Below are 23,124 nucleotides of genomic sequence, written 5' to 3' on the forward strand. Positions count from 1 at the left end.
TGGGGACTAGAACAAATTCACACCCATTACCAAGACACAACAATTACTAAAATAGATATCTTTCACTACACCTATGGAGTGCTACATAACCCAGAGTACCGCCAAAAATACGAACTCAATTTAAAACGAGACTTTCCCCGGTTACCTTTATATGATAACTTTCCCCAATGGGTGGAATGGGGTAAACAACTCATGGATTTACATATCAACTATGAAACCGTCACACCCTACAAACTCAGTCGGGTTGATATTCCTTTAAAGGATAACCAAACCACACCCAAGCCAAAGTTAAAAGCTGATAAAACCAAAGGGAGTATCATCTTAGATGATGTAACCACATTACAAGGTATACCCAGTATAGCATGGGAATATATGTTAGGCAATCGTTGCGCCTTGGAATGGATTTTAGATCAATATAAAGAGAAGAAACCCAAAGACCCCACCATTGCAGAAAAATTCAACACTTACCGGTTTGCAGACTACAAAGAACAGGTCATAGATTTATTAATGCGGGTGTGTAGGGTGAGTGTGGAAACTATGAATATTGTTAATCAGATGTCTGATAACTAGGGAGACAGGGATTAGAACCCCCCGCTCAAAGCCATAGAAAATAAACCTTTGCGTACCTTTGCGCCAAACTTTGCGCCCCTTTGCGTTTAACAACAGATATAGTCGCCACCCTGGAAGTCCTGACAAACCTGTCTGGCCACTCCTGCGTGTTGTCCTAGTAGTAGTCCTTGTTGCTTGTTGACTTTGAGTTGGGTTTTGAATCCTAGTAGCATACAGTGATTTTACTGTAATTCCGTCACAAAGCGAAAAGATGACAGGAAATTTTGAGCAACTGTGAGTGTTTGTGACTATTAGTTAATAAAACAGTAACTAGCTACTAACCCCTATCAACGCGGCGAAATCACCGCCCTTTAGCCAAAGCTTGTTTTGTCCACTCCGTCCCCCTGCTAGTCAACATACCCTGACCATTCACCATAATCTTCTCCCAGATTTGCCGCTTAATCTCTCGTGAGTATCTTCTAATAAAGCAGGAATATTGAGGTTTTCTGGACAGCGCGGTAAACACTCACCGCATTCGGTACAACGGTTAGCTTTCATTCCAGGGAACCAGTGACCAGCATTTTCAAACATACCGTAACGATATTTTCCATAGTCATTCATATCATAAGCTACAGCGAGATTGCGTAATCGTAAAACTTCCGGAATATTGATATTTTCTGGACAAGGTAAACAAGCATAACACTGGCTACATTTATCAGTTTTCAAAGCAGCTTTCTGGTGTTCTTCTAACCGTTGGAAAGCTAAAGTTTCTGAGAATGTTAACGGTTGAACATTATCGGACTCCTGTAAGGGTTTGATTAATTCATCAGAAGTGGCCGGACCAAAACTCAAGGTAGTAATACGATGATCACTGAGTAGAAATCGATAGTTTAATTCTAAAGGTGAATAAGGCTGACACAGGTCTATTAATGTTTGGGGTGGCGTGTAGAGACGACCGCCCTTATCAGCTGGAGAAATGATAAAAATCCCCATGTCCTTGTCAGATGCGAGCTGAATTGCTGGTGCATTACGCTGGAAAAAATAGTAATAATGTAGATTGACAAATTCAAACAAATCTGTATTGATGGCTGCCAGAATTATATCTAATGAACCGTGGGTGGAAAAACCAACATGGTGCACTCGACCATCATCAACAGCTTCCTGAACGCCTTTCATGCAGCCATTGTTGGCCAGCACCCACTGGAGATGCTCCCAAGTATTTAAGCCATGAATTCCTAGGCAATCTAGATAATCTAGATTTAATCTTTCTAGTGATTCATTGATATACCGACGCATACTATCAGCATCAACTGTAGGCGGTATTTTGGTGGTGATGTAAACCTGGGAACGGGGTACTGTTAATCCCCCTTTGATAGCTGCACCAAGATATTCCTCACTTTTGCCATAACCTCTAGCTGTTTCAATATGATTGACTCCCTGGGCTAAGGCTGCAACAATTGTCTGCTGTGCATTTGTGACATTAGCCAGGTAGCGCATTGTTCCCAAAGAAAAGACTGAGAGGTGTAGGTTTGTTTTGCCAAAGCGTCGGTATTGCATGAAAAGAAAGTTAGCGGAAAGGGGGGTGGGTAACGGAGTGAGCACAGACGCGACTAATCACGTCTCTACTCATTTAGCTGTTTCCATTACCAAAGCGCTTGATCAAATCTTCGGGACGAAGATTGGAGATAAATTCCCGGAAGGCTTGCTGTTCTGCTTCATCTGCATCCCGGTCAACAGGGATAGAAGCATCGGAAACTACTTCTTCCATTACCCAGATTGGGGAATTAGTACGCAGAGCAATGGCGATCGCATCACTAGGACGCGCATCAATTTCTTTTTTGATTTCGCCTTGCTGGACAATTAAGGCTGCATAAAATGTGTCCTTTTGTAACGAGTGAATAATCACCTTTTCCAGAATCATCGAACATGACTGTAAAAGATTCACAATTAAGTCGTGGGTCAAAGGCCTGGGAGGCTTTTGATTTTCAAGCGCCCCCATAATTGCCCTAGCTTGTTCCTGTCCAATATAAATTGGCAAAGCACGGCGATCTGAGGAATCTTTCAAAAGTACGATCGGACTGCGGGTTATGGCATCTAATGCTATGCCAGCGACTCTCATTTCAATCATTGCCTAAGCCTCTACAATCCTGTGAATGATTGGGCGCTCCGTAATAAATAATACCATTGACTGGGGTAAGTTGGGTTGGGGAATAAACATAAGCATTGTTCTCTATAATTGCTTCTATTAAACTCCGAACTTGTTGTGAACACCAGAGTAAGTCAAAGTCATCTAACTAGACAATAACCTTCTTAACCAAGTATGCCTTGTGAATGATGCAAATGTGTTAATAAATTTATAATAAAAACAGTCTGAAATTATACTTAATGTGTTCCTCATTCATGTCAGAATTACAGTTAATTTTGGGCAAAATTAGGCAATAAATACAATTAGTTTGAGAAAAAAGCCGTGTTTACAGGATTAATCCAAGCCTTAGGAACGATGAAACCCATAGGGGGGGATTCTTGGCAAATTACCTTTGTCAGTCAATCTTCTGTTGTGATTATGCAGGATTTGGCTTATGGCGACAGCGTTGCTGTAGATGGCGTGTGTTTAACAGTGGAAAAAATTTTCCACAATGGCTTTATCGCCACTGCTTCGCCGGAGACTCTCAGCCGCACCACCCTGGGAGATGAGCAAACACAACAGAAATATGTCAACTTAGAAGCCTCCCTACGGGTGGGTGGTAAAGTCGGCGGTCACTTTGTTATGGGTCATGTAGATGGTATAGGTCAATTAGTAGAGGCCAAGCAAACCGCCAGTTCTTGGGAAATGACCTTTACTGCACCCGAAGCGATCGCGCGGTATATTGTCCCCAAGGGTAGCATTGCTGTGAATGGTATCAGCCTCACAGTAGCTGTATATGATCCAGAATTATATCAGTTCACAGTGGCAGTCATTCCCCTGACCTATGAGGAGACAAATCTCCGCTATCTTCTCCCTGGTAGTTGGGTAAATTTAGAAGGGGATATTCTCGGCAAATACGTGGAAAAATTTGTTTCTCCTAGCAAAAACCACGGCAAAAACCATATAACACCTGAGTTTTTAGCAGAACATGGCTATTTGTGAGTAGGGAAAGTCAAGAAATTTGACTTTTGACTTCCCCCAGAGGGGTGCCCTATTCTTCAGGAACCCGAGCTGTTTGTAAAGCTTGTACCAACTGATTAAAGGCAATCTCTAATTGTACACCGGAGTCAACAGCAACCCAACCTTGTGGTTTGAGGTGGCGGACTTCAAAGTGTAGGTGATTACCCGTAGAATTACCAGTGCTACCAACTCGGCCAATGACGGTTCCCTGTTCCACAGTTTGACCGGGTTGGACAAATAGTTCTGACATATGAGCATAAAGGGTTTGTTGAGCAGAAGCATGGTTAATAATTACGCTTAAACCATAACCACCCAACCAGTTGGCAGTTTCCACCGTACCGGCCGCGGCTGCTACTACTGGTGTACCCATAGGAGCAGCCAAATCTGTGCCGGAGTGGAAGCGGATATCGCCTGTAATGGGATGATTTCTCCAACCAAATACCGAACTAATGCGAGCAGGTATAGAAAGCGGAAATATCATACCCCCATGACCATAGGCGACGGAACCTGTAAAGGGAATTTGTGGCAATACTGATGCTAGGGGGAACTCATAAGCTACTGTACTAGGGCGGGGTGCAATATTCCCTGCGGCCATTGGTGGGGGTAAAGTCTCACCACTGGGTACAATGGCAGAGCCTAACACCGATGTAATAGGGTTAGGGCTAAACCGATGAGAGGGAGAAGCGGTTTTGTTAGCACTATTAGCACTATTAGCACTATGAGATGGAACCCATCTATTGCTGCTGTGATTATTTAGGACCCGAACCTGCGCTAAATCAATATTTTGGCTGGTTTTCACCCAGCTTGGTGCTGTTTTCTGATGGCGTGCAGCTTCCCGGTTTGGTGCAGCGCAACTACTCCCTGATATACTTTGCCCAGAGGGTAAAACAGTTTGACAACCACTAGACCGTTCTGTTAAGACCACGGAGTTAGGTGCTTGATAAGTAGCCGTTGTCTTGGTAGTGTAACTGGTAGGGTCAATATAGGCGTTATTATAATCCGTTGTTTTCCCTGCTGTTGCACCTGTTGGTCTGTCCGAGTTATTTGACGGCTGGGCAAGTTCTAGGAGTTTTTCAGGTAAACCCTGGGGTGTTGTAGGTTGGGCTACTTCAGTTTTGGGTTCCTCCCAGGTCACATTTGCTCTGGGAGTAGAAACCTCAGTTTTGGGTTCCTCCCAGGTCACATTTGCTCTGGGAGTAGAAACCTCAGCTTTGGGTTCCTCCCAGGTAACATTTGCTCTGGGAGTAGAAACCTGTTGTCTAGTACGTAGTTTCTGTATAAGGTCAGCTTGTTCTTGTGGAACTGAAGATTCCGGTTGGGATGGTGCGGAAGAAACAGTCTCTTTTTCGAGAGTATTTGGTATTACTACTGCTCGAACCGAGTAACTTTCATTCGTGGGAACAATATTATCTATACTTGTTTCTGTTTGGGCAATTGCCAAACCCCCACCTAAGAGGCTGACACTAGTTAGCAGAAAAAAGCCTTGTGCTGGTAGCGTAGATGCACATATGTGGAGCAGCTTCGCGTAAGGATAGCATCTTAATGAGTTCTGTGAATGGTGTTGGGCAGATTTATGGCGCTGCGTCATTGCTTCTCTCTGTTGTTATAAATTAGCCTAAAGAGATGATTTGAGTGCTTTTTATAGCCTAAAGAGCGAGATTTTCAACAAACCTAAAACAAAACAGAAGATTTACGGTAACCCAAACTGATTGTACCGGGTTCGAGATAAATTTCTGGCATTTTTATGTCATTTAGCTCTTTTATGTCAAAAGATATGTGGAGATTTCCCCGGGTCGTTACGCCCACTACAGTGCCTAAAAGATTATCTATGTATACTTGCTCACCAATATTTGTTAATAAATCTAAATATTTAGACAAGAGTACACTTATTCCTTCTTGACTGAGACAGTCTATACCGGATTGTATTCCTACCAAAACTGTTTTCGTGAGCATTTCTAGACCAGAGATAGCCTGATGAGGCTGGGAGTCCTGCCAGGATTGGAGATTGATCCCAGTTTCGGGTACTGGGTTAGCCCAGTTAATACCCACGCCAATTACTGCTTGTGTGATCTGTCCGTTATTGACTTTTGTTTCTGTCAAAATGCCGCCGAGCTTTCGACCCTCCAAGACTAGGTCATTGGGCCATTTAATGCCCACACTGATGCCGCACTGACGCAACTGGGCAGCAATCCCCCAAGCACTGGCTAAGGTAAGCCGATAACTATCGGCAGCTTCTAGTTTAGGAACAACACCCACCGAAAGATATAATCCGCCGGTGGGAGAAATCCACTCACGACCCCATTGTCCCCTGCCAGAAGTTTGCTGAGTTGCAATTACTACAGAGTTTTTATCAGCCCCATCCTTCAGCAAGCGCCACAGGGTCTGATTAGTTGAAGGAACACTTTCAAAAATATGCAGGGAAGATGGTAGATAAGTATACCTGAGTTCCGATTCCATCTGACTTTCTAAGAGTTGCCGAATGACTTCGCCACGCGAGCTATCAAATCCCACAGCAGTTAACCCAAATCACGTTCTTCAAGTTAGCATTAATTGACTGATGTTGATTTTTGTTTAGGTTTGGCTCAAGATGCACACTTGGCATTGGCACAATTGGCAAGGACTACCCTATCTTACTTGTAGTCTTCTTAAAGATTGGCATCACGGCTTTTTTACTCAGCAGTTTTGGCCGCGATCGCCTGAAGATTTGACAAAAGTACTGCACCCAGAAGCATCAGCCTATCGCCTCCAACAGGTACATGGCAATATTGTTCTCACCCCAGAAGACATTGAGGGGAAGACGGGGGGCGAGGATGGCGGTCTAGTTTTAGGAGATGGTGTGATCAGCCAACAGCCACTACAAGCTGTTTGGGTAGCTAGTGCCGATTGTACACCTGTATTGATTGCTGATGTCAAAACTCGACAAGTAGCTGCACTACACGCGGGTTGGCGGGGAACAGCAGCGAAGATTGTTCCCGTTGCTATCACCCGATTGCAAGAGCAAGGTAGCAAACTGGATGATTTACGCATTGCAATCGGACCGGCGATCGCCGGTGAGGTTTATCAAGTTTCTCTGCATGTGGCTGCCCAACTTGGTGCTACTATTACACCCTATGCAGAGCAACAGCAAATTATAGATGCTTTGCATGAGTTACCAAATTCACCGTTATTGGTAGACCCCGACCCTGGAAAGGTGAAGTTGGATGTGCGGCGAGTTAATGTTTTACAACTGGAAAGCTTGGGTATGAGCGCCGAACAAATAGCGATCGCTCCTTACTGTACTTACCAAACTCCAGAATACTTCTTTTCTTATCGTCGGGAGAAACAGAAAAAAATTCAATGGTCGGGAATTGTCAGCGCCATAGACCCAGATATATTGTGATCTTTGATAAGCTGTAAGCACTGGTACGAGGAGTCTCTGTTGTACTATGAACTGGTTGTTTACGGGACGTTTAAGAGTAGATGAAGTAACGGTTAAGATTGCGGATTTGCCAAAATCTTTACATGGTATAAAAATGGTACAGTTGACAGATTTTCACTATGATGGTGTGAGAATTTCTGAAAAACTGTTAGCACAAGCGATCGCCGCTAGTAACGAGGCTGAACCCGATATAATTTTATTAACTGGTGACTATGTAACCGACGATCCTACACCCATTCACCAACTAGCCTTACGACTTAAAGATTTACAAAGTCGCTCTGGTATTTATGCCGTCCTCGGTAATCATGATATACATTACCAGCACTCAAAAACAGAAATAACATCTGCCCTGAATAACATAGGGGTTAATGTCCTGTGGAATGAAATCGCCTATCCTTTAGGACAAGAGTTACCAATTGTAGGACTAGCTGATTATTGGTCACGGGAATTTAACCCTGCACTAGTTATGAACCAACTCAACCCTAGTACACCCCGGATTGTTTTATCCCATAACCCGGATACTGCTAAAATTTTGTCACAGTGGCGAGTAGATTTACAACTATCTGGACATACCCACGGAGGTCATATTGTCCTACCAGGAATTGGCCCTGTGATTTTCCATTATCAAAAGCTCCTAAAACAACTTCCTCAAAAAGTGCGCCAATGGGAACCAATGTTCCTAGCAAACTGCTCAAGAGTAGTCCGATATTGGGAGTGGGCAAAAGGTTTTCATCAAGTGTTGGACAATCAATTATATGTCAGCCGTGGCTTAGGAACTTATAGTCCAGGACGTTTATTTTGTCCACCTGAAGTCACTGTAATTACCTTAATCAGTCCCTAGTTATTGATTAGTTAATCATAAACCGCCACAAGTTACGATGGAAAAGTATCAGTAACCAATGGCGGCTTATTAGATATCTAGTGTTTAGATAAAATTTCAAAAACAGGGTGAATTAACTCAAATAAAGTGGACGATTTTCGCAACCATTGATCTGACAATTGATCATCCTTAATTACTATCAACAGGCATCTGTAGGTGTAACTTCCGAAACCTCCAAAAAACATCAATTAACTCAAGGTGGAAAACTTTGACGACAGGATGCAACAAATGATTTCTGATTGCGAGTTCATTAGAGCAGGAGGTACAGGCTCCAATTTATAGGTTTTTTAGTTAACTTTTAATTCCTTTGTACCTTATTTGTAATTTAGCATCCTCTATTCAATTTGTGTAAGATATTTACCAAACTTGAACAGCATTAACTTTCTGTCATAATTTTGTAAATTATCTTAATATTTCCCTGACTATGGGCTGAAATCATCGCCAACGCCTGTTTACCCTCAGTAGTTTTTTGATTTGCTGACAGCATCTTGATAACAGGGGTTGACGCTGGAATATCAGTCTGGATGACCTTGAGTATGTGGAGTCAGAGTATCCGCTGACATTCCGTTCTAAGGATGCAGCTTTATTTAAATCTGCAGTAGCTCTATATTCAAACCCCAGTTGAGAACAAACAAACCCCCGATACTTGTATGCTTCAATGTAGGTGGGATTGAGGCTAATAGCTTGGGTAAAATTTGCGATCGCTTCTTCATATTTTCCTCTACTGGCATTTTCCACTCCCCAGTTATAAAAAGTTTCAGCATCCCAGCGCTGAACAGATATATTTACCTGATGAATTGAAAGATTTGGAGGCGAAGCAGAAGGTAAACTGGTAGTGTTTAGCTGTTGAGACTTGAGTTGCTTGTAAGCTAGATTGATTTGTTTGATTTTTGACTCTGCTCCTTGTTTTTCCTCAGGGTTAAGAAAGCGATCAGGATGCCAAATCTTCACCAACTGACGGTAAGCTTGCTTCACCTGTTCCTGAGACGCACCGGGGGTTAGTCCTAAAACTTCATAAGCATGATTAATATCGAGGTAATCGCTCATACTGAAAGAAACAGGCAACTTTTATATAGATATATGTTAACTATTCCCCTAAATTTTTTGCACTCAAACCAAACCCCTCATAGTGGATACCATTGGGACGGTAGTAGTCGCCGCTTTTTTGAAGGTTGGTATTATCGCCTAACTTTACCTGATTGTGGTCAAACCTTCGCGTTCATGTACTCCATAGAAGACCCCATTGGAGGCCAACCCTATAGTGGTGGTGCTGCTCAAGTGCTCGGACCCAATGATGAGTATATATGTCGTACTTTTCCTGATGTCAAAGGATTTTGGGGTAGTCAAGATGTTCTCGCATTAGGTCATTGGGGTAAAACCCACCTCAACAACCTACCTTTATATCTCACCCCCACCGAGTTTAAACATCATATCCAAGAAGGCTATCAAGCTACAGCTACCTTAAATCAAGGAGAGATTTACGATCCGGCTACTGGTAATTATTGCCGTTGGCTATACGACATTGAGCCGATATACTACTGGGGGAATAAAAATAGTCTTCAGCAATCAACCGCCGGTTGGCTGTCATCTTTACAGATTTTTGAACCTGGATGGCAAATCTTGATGGCTCACGGGTTAGCAAGTGGTAGGATTGATTGGAACGGTAAAATCTATGAATTTACAAATGCGCCAGCTTACGCAGAGAAAAACTGGGGCGGCGCTTTTCCCCAAAAATGGTTTTGGTTGAATTGTAATCACTTTGATGGCGAACCCGATTTGGCTTTGACGGCTGGCGGTGGCAAGCGTGGTGTATTGTGGTGGATGGAATCTGTGGCCATGATTGGCTTGCACCATCATGGCCAGTTTTATGAATTCGTTCCCTGGAATGCAAAAGTAGAATGGGATATTCAGCCCTGGGGTAGATGGCAAATGCGCGCCAAAAACTTACATTATGAAATTGAATTGACCGGAACCACGCCTTTACCTGGTACACCCCTGCGCGCGCCGACAGCAAATGGTTTATTATTCTGTTGTCGGGATACCATGCAGGGAAAATTAAGTTTGGAGTTACGAAAATTAACTCCTAGCAAATCTCAAACAATCCTCAAAGCACAGAGTTCTCTATGCGGTTTAGAAATAGGCGGCGGTTCTTGGGATAATTCTTGGCAGTCTACCTAAAAATCCTGCTATCATAGTATCTGCTTGCATATGCTTTGTAGTTGGGGCTGTAGCTCAGATGGATAGAGCGAGCGCCTCCTAAGCGCTAGGTCGCCGGTTCGAGCCTGGCCAGTCCCGTCCTCAGTAAATGATTTAATAAGAAGAAAGTCGGAAATGGTATTTAATTTTCCGACTCACTTGATTATCTGGTATCAACTGCGATATGTCCTGTTAATGCAGCTTTGTCTGTGTATTATGTAAAAAAATCGGCATTGCATAATCGAAGTATGAATGGTGTTTCTCGTACCAGCCCAGCTTATACCCATAGAGTTCCTGCGGCTCTTGCAGGAATTGCTTTAGAAGCAAAAGTAAGAGTGTTCAAAACTCAGTCTTGGGAATTTCATAGGTGAATTCCGCAACGCCAAAACATCAGTTGATATTTGGGTAGATTTTCTTAAATTACCCTACATACTTATTTGTCTTTTTTTAGATAAAATCCTGGACTCAACAGACTAAAGTATAGAGCCTTGAAGAATCATTTATTATTTACAGGTCATTCATTTCGGTTTATGGTTTTCGCCCTACCTCTATTAATGTGGTTGGGATACCAGGAATCGCAAACTAAGAATTTACCACCCCAAGCAGTATTAGTTTTAGGTGGTTCTACCTCACATTTAGAACGAGAACGGTTTACAGCTAATTTTGTCCGCGAGCATCCAAGTTTACCCATTTGGATTTCTGGTGGTAGTCCACCTAGATCAACTCAGAATGTGTTTGCCAAGGCTGGAGTTGATCCCAAACGATTGCACTTGGACTATGAAGCTGTAGATACTGTAACAAATTTTACTACACTAGTAGATGAGTTGCAGGCTAAAGGTATTAAGAGTGTTTATTTAGTTACTTCGGAATTTCATATGCGCCGCGCCCGTGTGGTTGGCGAGATAGTTTTGGGAAGTCGCGGTATTCAATTTAAACCTGTAGCAGTACCTTCAAAAAATGTCCATGAACCCTTGGATAAATCTATCCGTGATGGGGTGAGGGCTTTAGTTTGGTTGGCTACTGGTTACACGGGTGCAGAACATATGAGAAAGCAATGAATCACAGGTGAGGGATGGAGATTCAGATTTGAGCTAAATCTTGCCAAAACTTGTTTCCCAGTCCAATTATGCTGAGATTTCTTGTATTAGAACATAGGGCTGAATAATCAGAGTCTTAAATCTTTTAGTGCGATCGCTATTCCAATTCCCCATTTGTGTATTGGAAGGTTTAGCTATTAATTGTCCGTCAATCCATGCTTGCACTGATGAAACCTGATCGCTAGCGATCGCCACTCCCACATCCAGCAAGTCTAAACCTGGCGTGACTAAAATCACCGCATCCCTTTGTACATGAGGAATTAGCCAATCCCACTCAGCCTCATCCTGATTGTCTGTTAATTGTGTTCTTAAATCGGACATAATTCCCCATTTAGATATTTTTCTGGCCGATTTTAGCCTAATTTTTGCCCTAAGATTTTCTGGACTTGACTCTTTGCAGCATATTTCTCAGCGTCCTAAATCATGCAACTGATTAATTGCTGTAGCACACTTATCTGTCACAGCTTGTAATTCGTCTTTATTGGTAGAACTGGGTGCATCAATTAATTTGCCAATCCTAATAGTTAAGGGAACTGGAAGAGGTATGGAGCCTGTTTGTAATATCTTCTCAGAACCCCATAAACTCACCGGTAAAAATGGTGCTTTAGCCTTGGCCGCCAAGAGAGCCGCCCCTCGTTTAGGATCTGTGATCTTCCCATCGGGAGTGCGAGTACCTTGTAAAAAAACACCTACAGCCCAGCCATTATCAAGGTACTCTAGGGCTGAACGAATAGAATTGCGGTCAGCGGTACCGCGACTCACCGGGTAAGCACCATACAATTTAATTGCTTGTGCTAAAACAGGGACTTGAAACAACTCTTCCTTAGCCATGTAAGCCACTGGACGACGTACACAATTAGAGACAATGGGGGGATCAAAGTAACTAGCATGATTACTGACTACCACCAGTGGCCCTGACTTAGGGACATTTTCCACCCCATAAATTCTCCCCCGAAAGTAAGCATGAAGCATAGGGCTGACAATAGACCACTTAAAAGCGTGGTAAAGTGCCAAACTGATCAAAGGTTCGCGGGTTCGAGACATAGAGAAATGGGATATAGGGTATTGGGGAATGGGGAATGGGGATAGGGTATAGAAAATCTCAATTTTGCCCAGCAGCCTAGACTCTGCAATCTACGTCTGCTTTACTATCCCCTATTCTGGCAACTCTGCTGCATTACGAACATTTTTTAAGATTAAATCCGGTGTAGTGCGTTTAATCAAATTAGTTAGCACATTACCCGGTCCAATTTCCACCACTTCCTCAATACCCTGTATTGCTAATTCCAAAGAAATTTCTCGCCAGCGTACTGAACCGGTCATTTGTTGGCTGAGGCGCTGCTTGATTATTTTGGCATCAGTGGATGGAAGCGGATCTACGTTAGACAGTACGGGTATAACAGCCGGCTGAAATTCTACTAATTCTAGAATATCTTGGAACTCGGCGGACGCAGCAGCCATCAAGGGTGAGTGAAATGCTCCGGAGGTTTTTAAGGGTATAGCACGTTTGGCTTTAACTTGGGAAATTACTGTTTTGACAGCCTCTGGATTCCCAGATATCACTACCTGAGCCGGACTGTTATCATTAGCCAAAACTGCATCTGGTGTCTGAGCGAGGACTAATTCTAACTGTTCACGGTCAAAGTTCATCAGAGCAGCCATCATTCCACCAGCGGCACTATCCATGAGTTCAGCACGACGCTTGACCAGGTGTAAGCCAGCAGACCACTCAAACACACCGGCAATGTAAAGGGCGATATATTCGCCTAAACTGTGACCAGCAACTACATCTGGTTGATGTCCCCGTTCTCGAAGGATATCAGCCAGGATACTTTCTACTACATAAAGACTGGGTTGTGTGTAGAGAGTCCGTGATAACTTTTCTTCTTCGTTCTGACATAATTGTGTGAGAGACCAGCCCAAAATTGCTTCGGCTTCGGCAAATTTATCTTTAGCGGTAGGTATATCTAATAAATCCATTCCCATTCCCAGGGCTTGAGAACCTTGTCCGGGAAACACCCATGCAGTTTTAGTCATTAGTCGTTAGTCATTGCTCATTGGTGATTGGGGTAAGTGTAGTTTTTTACTCTTGAGTTTTAACTATCTTCCCCATTGAAAAATTGCTGCGCCCCAAGTGAGTCCGGCACCAAAGCCAGATGTGGCAATGATGTCGTGGGGTTTGATTTTGCCTTGGCGCACTGCTTCATCTAGGGCTAGGGGAATAGAGGCGGCAGAGGTATTACCATAATTAGCCAGATTGCTAATTACCTTGTTTTCTGGAATATTTAGGCGTTGGGCAACGGCATTAAGAATGCGTTGATTGGCTTGATGCAAGATCAGCCAGTCTATTTGCTCAATAGTGAGATGAGCCTGAAATAAAGCTTTATCAATAATTTCAGGGACTTTTTGCACAGCAAAGCGGTATACTTCTTTGCCGTTCATGGTGATCGGCTGGTAAGTACCTTGAGTGATATTTACATTGGGCAGGAGTTCTTGGGCGGAGGGGGTATAAGCAAGATTGAGGTAGCGGTTTTGGGTCCCATCGCTTTTCAGGGAAAATCCTAATAGGCGATCGCTGTTATTGGCTTGCAGTACCACCGCTCCCGCACCATCACCGAACAGTACACAAGTCCTGCGGTCTTGCCAATCCACCCAGCGAGAGAGGATATCAGCCCCAATTAGGAGTACGTTTTGATAAACGCCTGTTCTGATATATTGGGCTGCTGTGACTAGCCCAAAGACAAACCCAGAGCAAGCAGCCGTTAAGTCAAAGGCTACTGCTTTGGTTGCTCCTAATGCCGCCTGAATTTGACAAGCACTGCCAAATAAATCATCTGGGGTGGATGTGGCCAGCAGAATCAAATCTAGGTCTGTTGCCTTTATCCCTGCCGCCGCGATCGCTTGACTACCGGCATCAGCCGCGAGGGTGCTCACCGATTCAGATGGCAATGCTAAACACCGTTGACGAATTCCGGTTCTTGTGGTAATCCACTCGTCTGAAGTCTCCACCAGTTCAGTCAGATCCTGGTTACTGAGGTGATTTTTTGGTACTGCCGAGCCGCTACCTGTAATTGCTATGCCTAACTTTTCCACTCCTAGTCTCCCAAGCTATAAGAATTTTAGTCATGAAAATTTGTATTTTTTTCCCAGCTATTGCTCGCTAGTTTTGTGACTAATTTCTAGGTTTCCTGCTGTAGGATTTCATATTGGGACTGAAGTCTTTGCAGCACCTGATTATCTACAGCTTCTTTGGCCATGCGAATGGCGTTAAAAATAGAAGGAGCTTGAGAGCTACCGTGGCCAATAAAACAGACTCCGGCTACGCCTAACAGCAAAGCACCGCCATGTTCTGCATGATCCATGCGCTGTTTAACTCGCTTCAGGTTAGGTTTTAAAATTGCCGTCCCAATTTGACCATGTAATCCTTGGGGTAATTCTTCGCGCAAGATTTGCAGAATCACTTCCCCCACGGCTTCGGCAAATTTCAACAACACATTACCCACAAAGCCATCGCAGACAATCACATCGAAGTTACCCGAAAGTACATCACGCCCTTCAGCATTACCAATAAAATTAATTTGGGAATTTTCCCGTAATAATTCATGGGCGCGCAGGGCGACCTCATTACCCTTAGTGTCTTCTTCGCCGATATTCAACAAACCTACATGGGGATTAGTAATACCTAAGACATACTGACTATAAGTTGACCCCATGACAGCAAACTGCTCTAAAAACTTAGGGCGGCAGTCTACATTGGCGCCAACATCAAGTATGAGTACTGGTTTACCGGCTTTGATTGTGGGGAAAACCGTACCAATGGCGGGGCGGTCAATTCCTGGCAATCGTCCCAGGCGGAGCAAAGCTGCTGCCATAGCTGCCCCTGAGTGTCCCGCAGAAAACACGGCATCTGCCTGCTGCTGCTTGACTAAATCCATAGCCACATTAATAGAAGCTTTGCGTTTGCGTCTCACCGCATTCAAAGGCTCCTCATCCATTGCGATCGCTTCCTGTGCAGGAACGATCTCTACCCGCTCCAAATTAGTGTTTGGGGGCAGGGCGGCTGCTATTTGTTGGGGATCACCAACTAATAGTACTTTTACACCCAATTCGTCACTTGCCCGCAGTGCGCCAGTGACGATTTCTCCGGGTGCATGATCCCCCCCCATTGCGTCAATTGCTATCCGTACGCCAGTCAATCCCATTGCTTAGAGCTACTAGAAACCTTACAAATTTTACCAGATGGCTTTGCTGAAAAACCGGGAGTTTCTCACTGCCATATTCTTCCTGTTAGTATTGCAACATATTTTAGTAGCTACGTGGCAAATTTTCAGGGATTGGGGCGCACTGATTAAGGAGTCAAATACCCTGCTTGTGGCTTCCTACTGAGCTAATACCCAATTAACTAGGGTTCTTACACCATAGCCTGTAGCCCCTGAACTGTTGTAACCGTTTTCCTTATCTGTCCACACTGGCCCAGCAATGTCTAAATGGGCCCAAGGGGTATCTTTAATGAACTGTTTGAGGAAAAGAGCCGCAGTAATGGAACCCCCAGGACGCGGACCGGTATTTTTCATGTCCGCAATCCCGGATTTCAACCCTTCAAAATATTTTTCTTCCATTGGCATCCGCCACAGTTTTTCCCCTGCGGTTTCTGCGGCTTGTTGCAGTTGGGAAGCTACAGCATCATCGTTCGTATATAAGCCGGCAATGTCATCACCCAAGGCAATCACACAAGCACCGGTGAGGGTGGCTAAATCAACCATGGCATCTACTCCCAATTTATCTGTATACACCAAGGCATCCGCTAAGGTCAAACGCCCTTCAGCGTCGGTGTTATTCACTTCTATGGTTTTGCCGTTGGATGCTCTGAGGATGTCCCCTGGGTGCATGGCGTGACCGCTAATCATGTTTTCTGTGGCGGCTGAAATGAAGTGAACTTCTACATCTGGCTTGATTTGGGCGATCGCCTTGGCAGCACCCAAGGTCGCACCAGCACCGCCCATATCAATTTTCATAGTTTCGATGCCGCTACCAGCACCTTTAATATTTAGTCCCCCGGAATCGAAGGTTAAGCCTTTACCAATAATTGCTAGTTTGCGTTTCGGTGTACCTTCGGGTTTGTAGGTGAGGTGAATAAATTTTGGTGGTAAGTCTGAAGCTTGGGCAACTCCTAAAAATGCACCCATACCTAACTTTTCGCAGTCTTCCCGTTCCAGAATTGTTACCTCTATGCCGTGTTCAGTCGCGATCGCACGGGCTGTTTCTGCTAGGGTAATGGGTGTTACCTCATTGGCTGGTGCTGCTACCAATTCCCTAGCTAAGATTACCCCGGAGACGATATGATTAGCTAGGGTAATGGCTGCTTCTTGTCCACTCAGTCCCAGTAAATCTACTGTCTCAATTTTTGCTCCTTTATCTTCTGGCTCAGACTTAAAGCGAATGTCCTGATAAAGCGCTAGTTGCGTACCTTCAGTTATAGCTTGAGCAGTCGCTGCTGGCTGATTATTCCACACAGGAAAACTCAAGCCGAGAACTTTGCTTTTTTGCTTTTTCGCCACCCTGGCCACAGCAGCAGCCGCACGTCGCAGGGTTTCTAATTTCAGGGCTTCTGGTTTCCCCAAACCCACTAAAATTACTTTACGGATAGAGCCACCAGCACTAACACGGGTGGAAATGGTGCTGTAGGCTTTGGCGGTAAATTCTTCTTCGGCAATTAGTTCTTTTAAAACCCCCGCAAACTGCTCATCTAATTTTGCCAGGTCACCAGTCAACTCAACTGCATCTTCAAATAATCCAATTGCCAAACTATCCCCTGCCCAATCTAGCAAAGCCTTGTCACTAGGTTGAATTTTCATTTTCTGATTTTATCTAGGTTTTCCTGCTTGTACCAGTATTACCTAAAATTCTATTTTCGCTTGGGTAGAAAATACCAAACAGTCTGAGAGGATGTTTGATAAGTTTTCAGCCGTAATTTTCATCACATCTTCACCCCATTTAATTGATTAAATAGTGACACTAAGTTACTGCATTTCAAGTTACCCTCAAACCGACACCCCGATTACAGATGTACCTAGAGTGAATTTAACTAGTACAAGTCCTAATCCAGGCGATCGAGCAATTGACTTAAGATTGACTGTAAATACCGCTAGTCCTCCCACTAGGGCTTATTTAATTGTCAAAGATGCAGATGACCAGAGCGAATTGCTGCGAGAAACATGGATAATTAGTTTAGGTATTGCCAATGACTTTGGTGATTTTTAATCATAACCCCAAATCTTGAGTTTCCCCCCTCTCCCCTTTTCCCCATGGACGACCTTAACCAAAAACTAAACAACATTTATCCTGGTAAGGTAGTACGGAAAGACCTGACAAAGCGCATCAAAGAAGGTGCAAATGTACCCGTCTATGTGCTGGAGTATCTATTGGGTATGTACTGTGCCACAGATGAAGAAACTACTATTGCAGAAGGCGTTACTCGTGTCAAAAATATCCTAGCTCAAAATTATGTTCGTCCTGATGAAGCGGAGCTAGTCAAATCCAAAATTAGAGAACTAGGACGTTTTACAATCATTGACCAAGTAAACGTCACACTCAACGAAAAAGATGATATTTACCAAGGTACCTTAACCAATCTCGGTATTAAAGGTGTAGTAATTGACCCAGAAACTGTGAAACTAAATTCTAAACTCCTAGGAAGTGGAATTTGGTGTATTTTACAAATGGAGTACGAAGGAGGGACAAAACCTAGTCCTTTTATTGTCGCCAGTCTTAAACCCATTCAAATGCCTAATGTAGATATGGATGAACTGTTTGCAGGTCGTCCAGCTTTTACCCGCAATGAATGGATTGACCTGTTAATCAGGTCAACCGGACTAGAACCAACTATTGTGAGCGACGAAGTAAAATGGCATTTACTCGCGCGTTTAATACCTCTTTGCGAGAATAATTATAACTCTTGTGAACTTGGCCCCCGTTCCACAGGTAAATCCCACGTTTATAAAGAAGTTTCTCCCAACAGCATCCTTGTTTCTGGCGGTAAAACCACAGTAGCCAATCTTTTTTATAATATGTCCACCCGGCGCGTGGGATTGGTCGGTTTATTTGATGTAGTGGCTTTTGATGAGGTCGCTGGTATCAGCTTTCATGACAACGATGGTGTACAAATCATGAAAGACTACATGGCTTCAGGTTCCTTTGCACGGGGTAAGGCAGAAATTACCGCTAATGCTTCTATGGTTTTTGTGGGTAATATTGATCAAAGCGTAGAATCTTTGGTGAAAACCTCTCATTTATTGGCTCCTTTTCCTGAAGCCATGATTGATACTACCTTTTTTGACCGCTTTCACGCCTATATTCCCGGTTGGGAAATTCCCAAATTCAGCCCAGAGAATTTTACCAATCAATATGGTTTTATTGTTGATTATTTAGCAGAGTGGTTGCGGGAAATGCGTAAACGCAGTTTTGCCGATGCGATTGACCGCTATTTTCGCTTGGGTAATAACCTCAAACAACGGGACGTGCAAGCAGTACGTAAAACTGTATCAGGATTACTAAAATTACTTTTCCCCGATGGTTCATTTAGTAAACAAGATGTACATGATGCTCTAGTATATGCACTGCGAGTGCGCCGACGGGTGAAGGAACAGTTAAAGAAAATTGGCGGTATGGAATTTTATGATGTCCATTTCAGTTACATTGACCTGGAAACAATGGATGAGCATTTTGTTTCCGTACCAGAACAGGGAGGATCTACCCTCATTAGCCAAGATATTCTTACCCCTGGTCATTTGATTTTGATTGAGGAAGCTACTAAGCCCTTGCCAACCGGTGATGAATTAGCCGAGGTACAAGCAGCATTAGCTGCATTTAACGAAGATACAAAAGAATTATCAAACATCTATAAAATTAATAAGATTCATAACCATGAATTACTTCAGCCAGAATCTGTAGCTGAGGAATTTATTTTCCCTGAGTCAGTTGAAGAAATACCCGGAAAAAGAATTTTCCGTACACCATCATTTAAACCACGCAGAGAAAACAGAGAAGTGATAGAAGCTTATCGTGAACGCCTGGCTAATGTGCCACTAACTCAACCCAACCTATTAATCAATCGTATGCCTGGAGAAAAACCCAAGGGATTAATGGGAATTTCTGTTCCTTTTCGCGGAACTCGGCGAAGTACTCTAATTTCCGAAGATTTTCCGGAAGATTATAAAGCAATGGGGCAAGAAGCTGGCTGGCTATTACAACCACTAACGTTTGTTGAGACAGAAATCAATGGGCGGTGGCTGTTTTGGGAAGAGAACAAGAATAACAAGCGAGTTATTAAGGATGCTTGGACTAAATTAGATTTCCGTTCTCGACATGAATCTGTAAAGAAAATGCTGATTCACTGCATCAATCAAATTGAACCTGGTATTCTTAATACTGAGAATAAATGGGGAGCAGTGCATTATTTCTTTGACTGGTTGTTATGGAGTTTGGGGCATCCATCTGTGAGTAATTTCCCTCAAACAAGAGATTACCTGAAAGGTGCAAATACAGAATACCGTCGTACCGCCCACAATCGCTTAATGCAAGTAATAAATTTAAGGCTCCTCCTGCTTTATCCATGCGATTACTTTGGGGCAATTCTAGAGGAATTAAGCGACGATGAAGAGTCGTACGAATTTAGCATCTCAATTGATGAAGCCCGTCGCTGGTGCGAAAAGCAATTTAAATCTCAAAGTAGTAATGCTATCAGCAGTGAAGAACTTTTCTTAGATCCAAATGTAGAATCAGGGCGGTTATTATTGGCCGCATCCAACTATACGACTAATGCTATTGGTTACACTGACAACGAATGGTGCGCTAAGGCAACTTTAATTAATTTGTACTTTTATGCGCCTCACTTGCTTTATTGTAAAGATAACTATTCAGATTGGGATTTGGACTGGATTCGCGCTGATCTAGAAGTTGGCGACAGAATTGCTCAACTAAAGGGCTTTACTGGATATAAAGATAAATACCAGTACAGTAATGATTCCGCACAGCATTTTTCTCCATTAATTTTAATTGAGGAAGCTGGTAACGCATTACCTCCTAGTGATGCTGAGATAGAAGCAGAGATTGCTGAAATGACAGGTGTTGAAGATAGAGCCAACCACCAAATCGAAAACTACTAGGTGGGAGAGATGAGATTTAATCCGCATGATCGTGCGATAGCAATTAATCTCTCCGAAGAATGTTTTTATAATTACCCATACCCAGGAATAGATCCCTTCCTAGAAGCGGATCTACTTCATGGGTGGATGTTTAAACAAGTAGTTAAGTGGGACAGAGTTATTTATGGCAGGTGGGATTATTGGATAGATTGTGCTTACGACAATATCAAAAAGAGACAGTTGCCAGAATACTGCCACAAATTTAACCGAATCCCTGAGATTAATTTTTTAGAGCCAAATTACAATCTTCCTGGGACACAGATGCTGAAATATTGCTTAGTTAATATTCCTCATCCCAGGATACGCAATAGCGAAGCGCTACTGCAAGCAGATCGCAAAAAAGATATTACACATTTTCGTTATTTGGTCGATTGGATATTATTTGGATTGGGGGATAAGACCTGCAACAAACTTCCAGTAGAACCAGAAGGGTGTGATGGTGCGAGTAATCGCCTTTTCCAAGTGTTTAGCGTCCCTCATTTTATGGTTCACCCGCAGTTGAATAGAATTGATAGACTGCGTCGCAGCAGTTAATGGGGTGTGGGTAATTGATTTTGTATTTCCTGAGAGGCTTGAATGTGGTGTTCTACAAAATTCTGATCCCGCAAGATTTTATAGAGATTAACATTGTATTCTAGTAAACAGGCGTGTCCACTGTCAGGTAATACAGCTAACTTGGTGTTAGGTAAAATATTTACTAAGCGTTCGGCTTCCTGTACAGATGGCAAAAGGCGATCGCCAGCACCAGCAATCAGCAAAACTGCTTGAGTTAGTTGGCGTAACTGGGCTTGAGTGACGTTAAATTCCTTGAGTAAAGACAATCGCCAAGTAACTGTGGCTGGGGGTACAGACCGCATGGTTTTGAGTAGTTCGTGGCGCAAATGGCGGGGAATGCGTGGTAAGGATGCTAAAAATGGCAATAACCCTAGTGTGCCAAGCTCATAAAAGGATTCTGGAACTAAGTAAGTTAGTTGGGATGTCCAAGTTAACCAAGGGCGCAGCTGAAAGGCTGATGCTGGGTTAATCAAGATAATCCGCTTAAATAATTGTGGTGCTTGGGTTGCTACTTTCATGGCCAAACAACCCCCAAAGGACTCGCCACACAGGTAAACTGGTCTTTGTGAGTTTTTTTGTAATTCGGTATTAATTAACTCTAAGACGTTGTTGCTTAACTCATCCCAAGTGGTGAGGTCTTGTCTGGGGATCGCTAAACACCGCACATCAAAGCCAACTTCTAAGCCAGCCGTTTGCGATCGCAATAGTTCACCAGTTCCATCCAGTCCTGGTAAATACACAAATAACGGATACTCTAGTTGGACTCGGTTAGGAGTGAGAAAACACGGCTTTAGCTCAACTTTTGGCATTGTAAAATTTAAATTCAACTTTTTGTTGTTATGGAATTACCCGGGTAAATATCCGATTTGTTCCAGATGTGATCACACTAAGAGTGTGAAGCACAATCATGCACTTGAAATTATGATAAAATGATAGCGTGGATAGTAAGACCACATTGAATATAAATGACACAGTTAAGATAAAATCAATTTATCAAAAACTATTGAATTGGTGGTTTATTTACAGATAGACAAGTGAAATTAACAGGAAAGAAAGAGTTTCACTCCTGTGTATATCAGCATATATTGTGTTTGAGAGTTGAAATGACCATTGTAAACAGTGTTAAGTTTTAACTTGTTAATTGTGCAGCGTCAATTGCTTAAGCCTAGTTTCCTGGGTTTGTCAAAAATACCCCCTATCTAATCTTTAATGAAAAGCTTAAACTAGTAAAATAGTAATTTAATTGTGGCAATGCTTAGTTAGTTCATTCACAACATTTTTGGCTTGTTTGCCATGATATTTTCGTTAATGTTGTGGTGTCACCGAATAAGGGCGGCCAATCAACACAGCCACCCTATGATAGATAACCAAGGGATGTAAACCGGGTTGATTAATTAAATAAAAGTCCTGACGGCTCAAAAAACTTTGCAGTCCCAGAGGTAAACCATGAGTATTTACTTCTGTTAGGGAAGCGGACTGACAGGTCAGCGCTTGGGCGATCGCAATTGGTAAAATTCCCAAATAAAGTAGACCACAGTCCTAAATGAGCAAATCCTCTGTGAAATTCACCTACCTCCTTGAGGCGGAGAATGTCACCATTGGCTGAGTTCCTTGAGGAAAAACACCCGCCATCTGCTTTGACTGCTCAAAAAAGCTATGCTAGCTCTGGATAGCGTCGATACCGCTAGGTAATAGCCAGAAACATCCAGGCGATTGCTGGGAATCATCAATAATTAATATGATTTTTACAAAATATGGCATATGAGCTTGACTTAATCTTTACATTTCATTCTTGATATGAAGGTAGTCTTTAGGTATATAAATTTTATGCATCAAGGTAGTTAGGTTTTTGGAGTTTAGATTTATGTAGTGACGGTGACAATCAATCTGATAGTAAAAGATAGAAAATATTACTACTAGCTAAATAATCTTTTAGGACTCAAGGTAATGGATTTATACACATTAATAAATAATTGTTACAATTCTGAATTCGCTAATAGTAATTTACCATTTGTCAAACAAGTAGTAATATTATATGATTGCGGATATTGGCCAGTAAAAGTAAGATAGAAAAGGTTAAT

Annotated in this window: 24 protein-coding genes, 1 tRNA gene and 1 pseudogene; 11 read left to right on the forward strand and 15 right to left on the reverse strand. The window is 42.9% G+C overall.

What is annotated here, in order from left to right; genetic code table 11:
- The coding region (locus NWP22_RS16565) for a type ISP restriction/modification enzyme (protein ID WP_342393884.1) at positions 1-570 on the forward strand (570 nt) is incomplete at its 5' end.
- Positions 571-656: 86 nt separating this feature from the next.
- On the opposite strand, the gene NWP22_RS16570 is transcribed toward NWP22_RS16565, so the two are convergent.
- The 3 genes from NWP22_RS16570 to NWP22_RS16580 all read right to left on the reverse strand — a co-directional run bounded on the left by NWP22_RS16570 (position 657) and on the right by NWP22_RS16580 (position 2,677).
- Positions 657-782 (reverse strand): helix-turn-helix domain-containing protein, encoded by a 126-nt coding sequence (locus NWP22_RS16570; protein WP_271731388.1) that lies wholly within the window; start codon positions 780-782, stop codon positions 657-659.
- A 196-nt stretch (positions 783-978) separates the two neighbouring features.
- On the reverse strand, positions 979-2,106 hold the full coding sequence (locus NWP22_RS16575) for an aldo/keto reductase (protein WP_271731392.1): 1,128 nt from the start codon (positions 2,104-2,106) through the stop codon (positions 979-981).
- Between the two features lie 73 nt (positions 2,107-2,179).
- Positions 2,180-2,677, reverse strand: coding sequence for a bifunctional nuclease family protein (locus NWP22_RS16580; protein WP_271731386.1), 498 nt, complete (start codon positions 2,675-2,677; stop codon positions 2,180-2,182).
- Positions 2,678-3,016: 339 nt separating this feature from the next.
- Here NWP22_RS16580 and NWP22_RS16585 point away from each other — a divergent pair, with 339 nt between their 5' ends.
- On the forward strand, positions 3,017-3,676 hold the full coding sequence (locus NWP22_RS16585; protein WP_271731384.1) for a riboflavin synthase: 660 nt from the start codon (positions 3,017-3,019) through the stop codon (positions 3,674-3,676).
- Positions 3,677-3,725: 49 nt separating this feature from the next.
- Here NWP22_RS16585 and NWP22_RS16590 read toward each other — a convergent pair whose 3' ends face one another.
- Both NWP22_RS16590 and NWP22_RS16595 read right to left on the reverse strand, forming a co-directional pair.
- The gene (locus NWP22_RS16590; RefSeq protein ID WP_280802123.1) at positions 3,726-5,282 is read right to left on the reverse strand and encodes a M23 family metallopeptidase; all 1,557 of its coding nucleotides are present in this window, start codon (positions 5,280-5,282) and stop codon (positions 3,726-3,728) included.
- An 83-nt stretch (positions 5,283-5,365) separates the two neighbouring features.
- Entirely contained in the window at positions 5,366-6,151 is a 786-nt protein-coding gene (locus tag NWP22_RS16595; RefSeq protein WP_271731390.1) for a biotin--[acetyl-CoA-carboxylase] ligase, read from the reverse strand.
- 130 nt (positions 6,152-6,281) lie between these two features.
- Between NWP22_RS16595 and pgeF the strand changes: the two genes are divergently transcribed.
- The gene (pgeF, locus tag NWP22_RS16600; protein ID WP_271731381.1) at positions 6,282-7,073 is read left to right on the forward strand and encodes a peptidoglycan editing factor PgeF; all 792 of its coding nucleotides are present in this window, start codon (positions 6,282-6,284) and stop codon (positions 7,071-7,073) included.
- 46 nt (positions 7,074-7,119) lie between these two features.
- A complete protein-coding gene (locus NWP22_RS16605) occupies positions 7,120-7,953 on the forward strand; it encodes a metallophosphoesterase (protein ID WP_271731380.1) in 834 nt (277 codons plus the stop codon).
- A gap of 474 nt (positions 7,954-8,427) precedes the next feature.
- Here NWP22_RS16605 and NWP22_RS16610 read toward each other — a convergent pair whose 3' ends face one another.
- Positions 8,428-9,039: a J domain-containing protein gene (locus NWP22_RS16610; protein WP_271731379.1), complete on the reverse strand. Its 612-nt coding sequence runs from the start codon at positions 9,037-9,039 to the stop codon at positions 8,428-8,430.
- Positions 9,040-9,072: 33 nt separating this feature from the next.
- Here NWP22_RS16610 and NWP22_RS16615 point away from each other — a divergent pair, with 33 nt between their 5' ends.
- The 3 genes from NWP22_RS16615 (at position 9,073) to NWP22_RS16625 (ending at position 11,246) form a co-directional block, all read left to right on the forward strand.
- Complete coding sequence (locus NWP22_RS16615) at positions 9,073-10,170, forward strand: tocopherol cyclase family protein (protein ID WP_271731378.1); 1,098 nt, start codon at positions 9,073-9,075, stop codon at positions 10,168-10,170.
- Positions 10,171-10,213: 43 nt separating this feature from the next.
- Positions 10,214-10,287, forward strand: a tRNA-Arg gene (locus NWP22_RS16620).
- A gap of 431 nt (positions 10,288-10,718) precedes the next feature.
- On the forward strand, positions 10,719-11,246 hold the full coding sequence (locus NWP22_RS16625; RefSeq protein ID WP_271731389.1) for a YdcF family protein: 528 nt from the start codon (positions 10,719-10,721) through the stop codon (positions 11,244-11,246).
- 66 nt (positions 11,247-11,312) lie between these two features.
- Here NWP22_RS16625 and NWP22_RS16630 read toward each other — a convergent pair whose 3' ends face one another.
- From NWP22_RS16630 to plsX, 5 genes are all read right to left on the reverse strand, one after another.
- A complete protein-coding gene (locus NWP22_RS16630) occupies positions 11,313-11,606 on the reverse strand; it encodes a DUF2288 domain-containing protein (RefSeq protein ID WP_271731377.1) in 294 nt (97 codons plus the stop codon).
- Positions 11,607-11,693: 87 nt separating this feature from the next.
- On the reverse strand, positions 11,694-12,329 hold the full coding sequence (locus NWP22_RS16635) for a lysophospholipid acyltransferase family protein (protein ID WP_271731376.1): 636 nt from the start codon (positions 12,327-12,329) through the stop codon (positions 11,694-11,696).
- A 111-nt stretch (positions 12,330-12,440) separates the two neighbouring features.
- Positions 12,441-13,322, reverse strand: coding sequence for an ACP S-malonyltransferase (gene fabD / locus NWP22_RS16640; protein WP_271731375.1), 882 nt, complete (start codon positions 13,320-13,322; stop codon positions 12,441-12,443).
- Between the two features lie 63 nt (positions 13,323-13,385).
- On the reverse strand, positions 13,386-14,378 hold the full coding sequence (locus NWP22_RS16645) for a beta-ketoacyl-ACP synthase III (RefSeq protein WP_280802124.1): 993 nt from the start codon (positions 14,376-14,378) through the stop codon (positions 13,386-13,388).
- Between the two features lie 86 nt (positions 14,379-14,464).
- Positions 14,465-15,487 carry a phosphate acyltransferase PlsX gene (plsX, locus tag NWP22_RS16650; protein WP_280802125.1) on the reverse strand — a complete coding sequence of 341 codons (1,023 nt, stop codon included), beginning with the start codon at positions 15,485-15,487 and terminating at the stop codon, positions 14,465-14,467.
- A 37-nt stretch (positions 15,488-15,524) separates the two neighbouring features.
- Here plsX and NWP22_RS16655 point away from each other — a divergent pair, with 37 nt between their 5' ends.
- Complete coding sequence (locus NWP22_RS16655) at positions 15,525-15,671, forward strand: hypothetical protein (protein WP_271731372.1); 147 nt, start codon at positions 15,525-15,527, stop codon at positions 15,669-15,671.
- On the opposite strand, the gene NWP22_RS16660 is transcribed toward NWP22_RS16655, so the two are convergent.
- The gene (locus NWP22_RS16660; RefSeq protein WP_280802126.1) at positions 15,665-17,140 is read right to left on the reverse strand and encodes a leucyl aminopeptidase; all 1,476 of its coding nucleotides are present in this window, start codon (positions 17,138-17,140) and stop codon (positions 15,665-15,667) included. The genes NWP22_RS16655 and NWP22_RS16660 overlap by 7 nt on opposite strands.
- Positions 17,141-17,294: 154 nt before the next feature.
- On the opposite strand from NWP22_RS16660, the gene NWP22_RS16665 reads away from it, so the two are divergent.
- Genes NWP22_RS16665 through NWP22_RS16675 form a run of 3 tightly spaced genes read left to right on the forward strand, consistent with a single transcriptional unit; the run spans position 17,295 to position 21,022 of the window.
- Positions 17,295-17,546, forward strand: a complete 252-nt coding sequence (locus NWP22_RS16665) for a hypothetical protein (protein ID WP_280802127.1) — start codon at positions 17,295-17,297, stop codon at positions 17,544-17,546.
- Between the two features lie 44 nt (positions 17,547-17,590).
- On the forward strand, positions 17,591-20,449 hold the full coding sequence (brxL, locus tag NWP22_RS16670) for a protease Lon-related BREX system protein BrxL (RefSeq protein WP_280802128.1): 2,859 nt from the start codon (positions 17,591-17,593) through the stop codon (positions 20,447-20,449).
- Between the two features lie 9 nt (positions 20,450-20,458).
- Positions 20,459-21,022 (forward strand): hypothetical protein, encoded by a 564-nt coding sequence (locus NWP22_RS16675; RefSeq protein ID WP_280802129.1) that lies wholly within the window; start codon positions 20,459-20,461, stop codon positions 21,020-21,022.
- Here the strand turns inward: NWP22_RS16675 and NWP22_RS16680 are convergent.
- The 3 genes and pseudogenes from NWP22_RS16680 to NWP22_RS16690 form a co-directional block, all read right to left on the reverse strand.
- Positions 21,019-21,852 (reverse strand): alpha/beta fold hydrolase, encoded by an 834-nt coding sequence (locus NWP22_RS16680; RefSeq protein WP_271731365.1) that lies wholly within the window; start codon positions 21,850-21,852, stop codon positions 21,019-21,021. The genes NWP22_RS16675 and NWP22_RS16680 overlap by 4 nt on opposite strands.
- Positions 21,853-22,282: 430 nt before the next feature.
- Positions 22,283-22,687 (reverse strand): annotated as a pseudogene (locus tag NWP22_RS16685) (1-acyl-sn-glycerol-3-phosphate acyltransferase); the annotation flags it as partial.
- Positions 22,636-22,770, reverse strand: coding sequence for a hypothetical protein (locus tag NWP22_RS16690; RefSeq protein WP_271731363.1), 135 nt, complete (start codon positions 22,768-22,770; stop codon positions 22,636-22,638). The gene NWP22_RS16690 and the pseudogene NWP22_RS16685, both read right to left, overlap by 52 nt.
- Positions 22,771-23,124: the final 354 nt, after the last annotated feature.

Origin of the sequence: Anabaenopsis tanganyikae CS-531, from assembly GCF_029891675.1 — a bacterium.
Classification (GTDB): domain Bacteria; phylum Cyanobacteriota; class Cyanobacteriia; order Cyanobacteriales; family Nostocaceae; genus Anabaenopsis; species Anabaenopsis arnoldii.

Coding starts and splice junctions, on each gene's coding strand:
- NWP22_RS16660 (WP_280802126.1), bottom strand. CDS start 17,140: ATGAAAATTCAACCTAGTGACAAGGCTTTGCTAGATTGGGCAGGGGAT.
- plsX (WP_280802125.1), bottom strand. CDS start 15,487: ATGGGATTGACTGGCGTACGGATAGCAATTGACGCAATGGGGGGGGAT.
- NWP22_RS16675 (WP_280802129.1), top strand. CDS start 20,459: ATGAGATTTAATCCGCATGATCGTGCGATAGCAATTAATCTCTCCGAA.
- NWP22_RS16630 (WP_271731377.1), bottom strand. CDS start 11,606: ATGTCCGATTTAAGAACACAATTAACAGACAATCAGGATGAGGCTGAG.
- NWP22_RS16610 (WP_271731379.1), bottom strand. CDS start 9,039: ATGAGCGATTACCTCGATATTAATCATGCTTATGAAGTTTTAGGACTA.
- NWP22_RS16605 (WP_271731380.1), top strand. CDS start 7,120: ATGAACTGGTTGTTTACGGGACGTTTAAGAGTAGATGAAGTAACGGTT.
- NWP22_RS16595 (WP_271731390.1), bottom strand. CDS start 6,151: ATGGAATCGGAACTCAGGTATACTTATCTACCATCTTCCCTGCATATT.
- NWP22_RS16690 (WP_271731363.1), bottom strand. CDS start 22,770: ATGATTCCCAGCAATCGCCTGGATGTTTCTGGCTATTACCTAGCGGTA.
- fabD (WP_271731375.1), bottom strand. CDS start 13,322: ATGACTAAAACTGCATGGGTGTTTCCCGGACAAGGTTCTCAAGCCCTG.
- NWP22_RS16580 (WP_271731386.1), bottom strand. CDS start 2,677: ATGATTGAAATGAGAGTCGCTGGCATAGCATTAGATGCCATAACCCGC.
- NWP22_RS16680 (WP_271731365.1), bottom strand. CDS start 21,852: ATGCCAAAAGTTGAGCTAAAGCCGTGTTTTCTCACTCCTAACCGAGTC.
- NWP22_RS16655 (WP_271731372.1), top strand. CDS start 15,525: ATGGCTTTGCTGAAAAACCGGGAGTTTCTCACTGCCATATTCTTCCTG.
- brxL (WP_280802128.1), top strand. CDS start 17,591: ATGGACGACCTTAACCAAAAACTAAACAACATTTATCCTGGTAAGGTA.
- NWP22_RS16635 (WP_271731376.1), bottom strand. CDS start 12,329: ATGTCTCGAACCCGCGAACCTTTGATCAGTTTGGCACTTTACCACGCT.
- NWP22_RS16575 (WP_271731392.1), bottom strand. CDS start 2,106: ATGCAATACCGACGCTTTGGCAAAACAAACCTACACCTCTCAGTCTTT.
- pgeF (WP_271731381.1), top strand. CDS start 6,282: ATGCACACTTGGCATTGGCACAATTGGCAAGGACTACCCTATCTTACT.
- NWP22_RS16615 (WP_271731378.1), top strand. CDS start 9,073: ATGTTAACTATTCCCCTAAATTTTTTGCACTCAAACCAAACCCCTCAT.
- NWP22_RS16570 (WP_271731388.1), bottom strand. CDS start 782: ATGCTACTAGGATTCAAAACCCAACTCAAAGTCAACAAGCAACAAGGA.
- NWP22_RS16625 (WP_271731389.1), top strand. CDS start 10,719: ATGGTTTTCGCCCTACCTCTATTAATGTGGTTGGGATACCAGGAATCG.
- NWP22_RS16590 (WP_280802123.1), bottom strand. CDS start 5,282: ATGACGCAGCGCCATAAATCTGCCCAACACCATTCACAGAACTCATTA.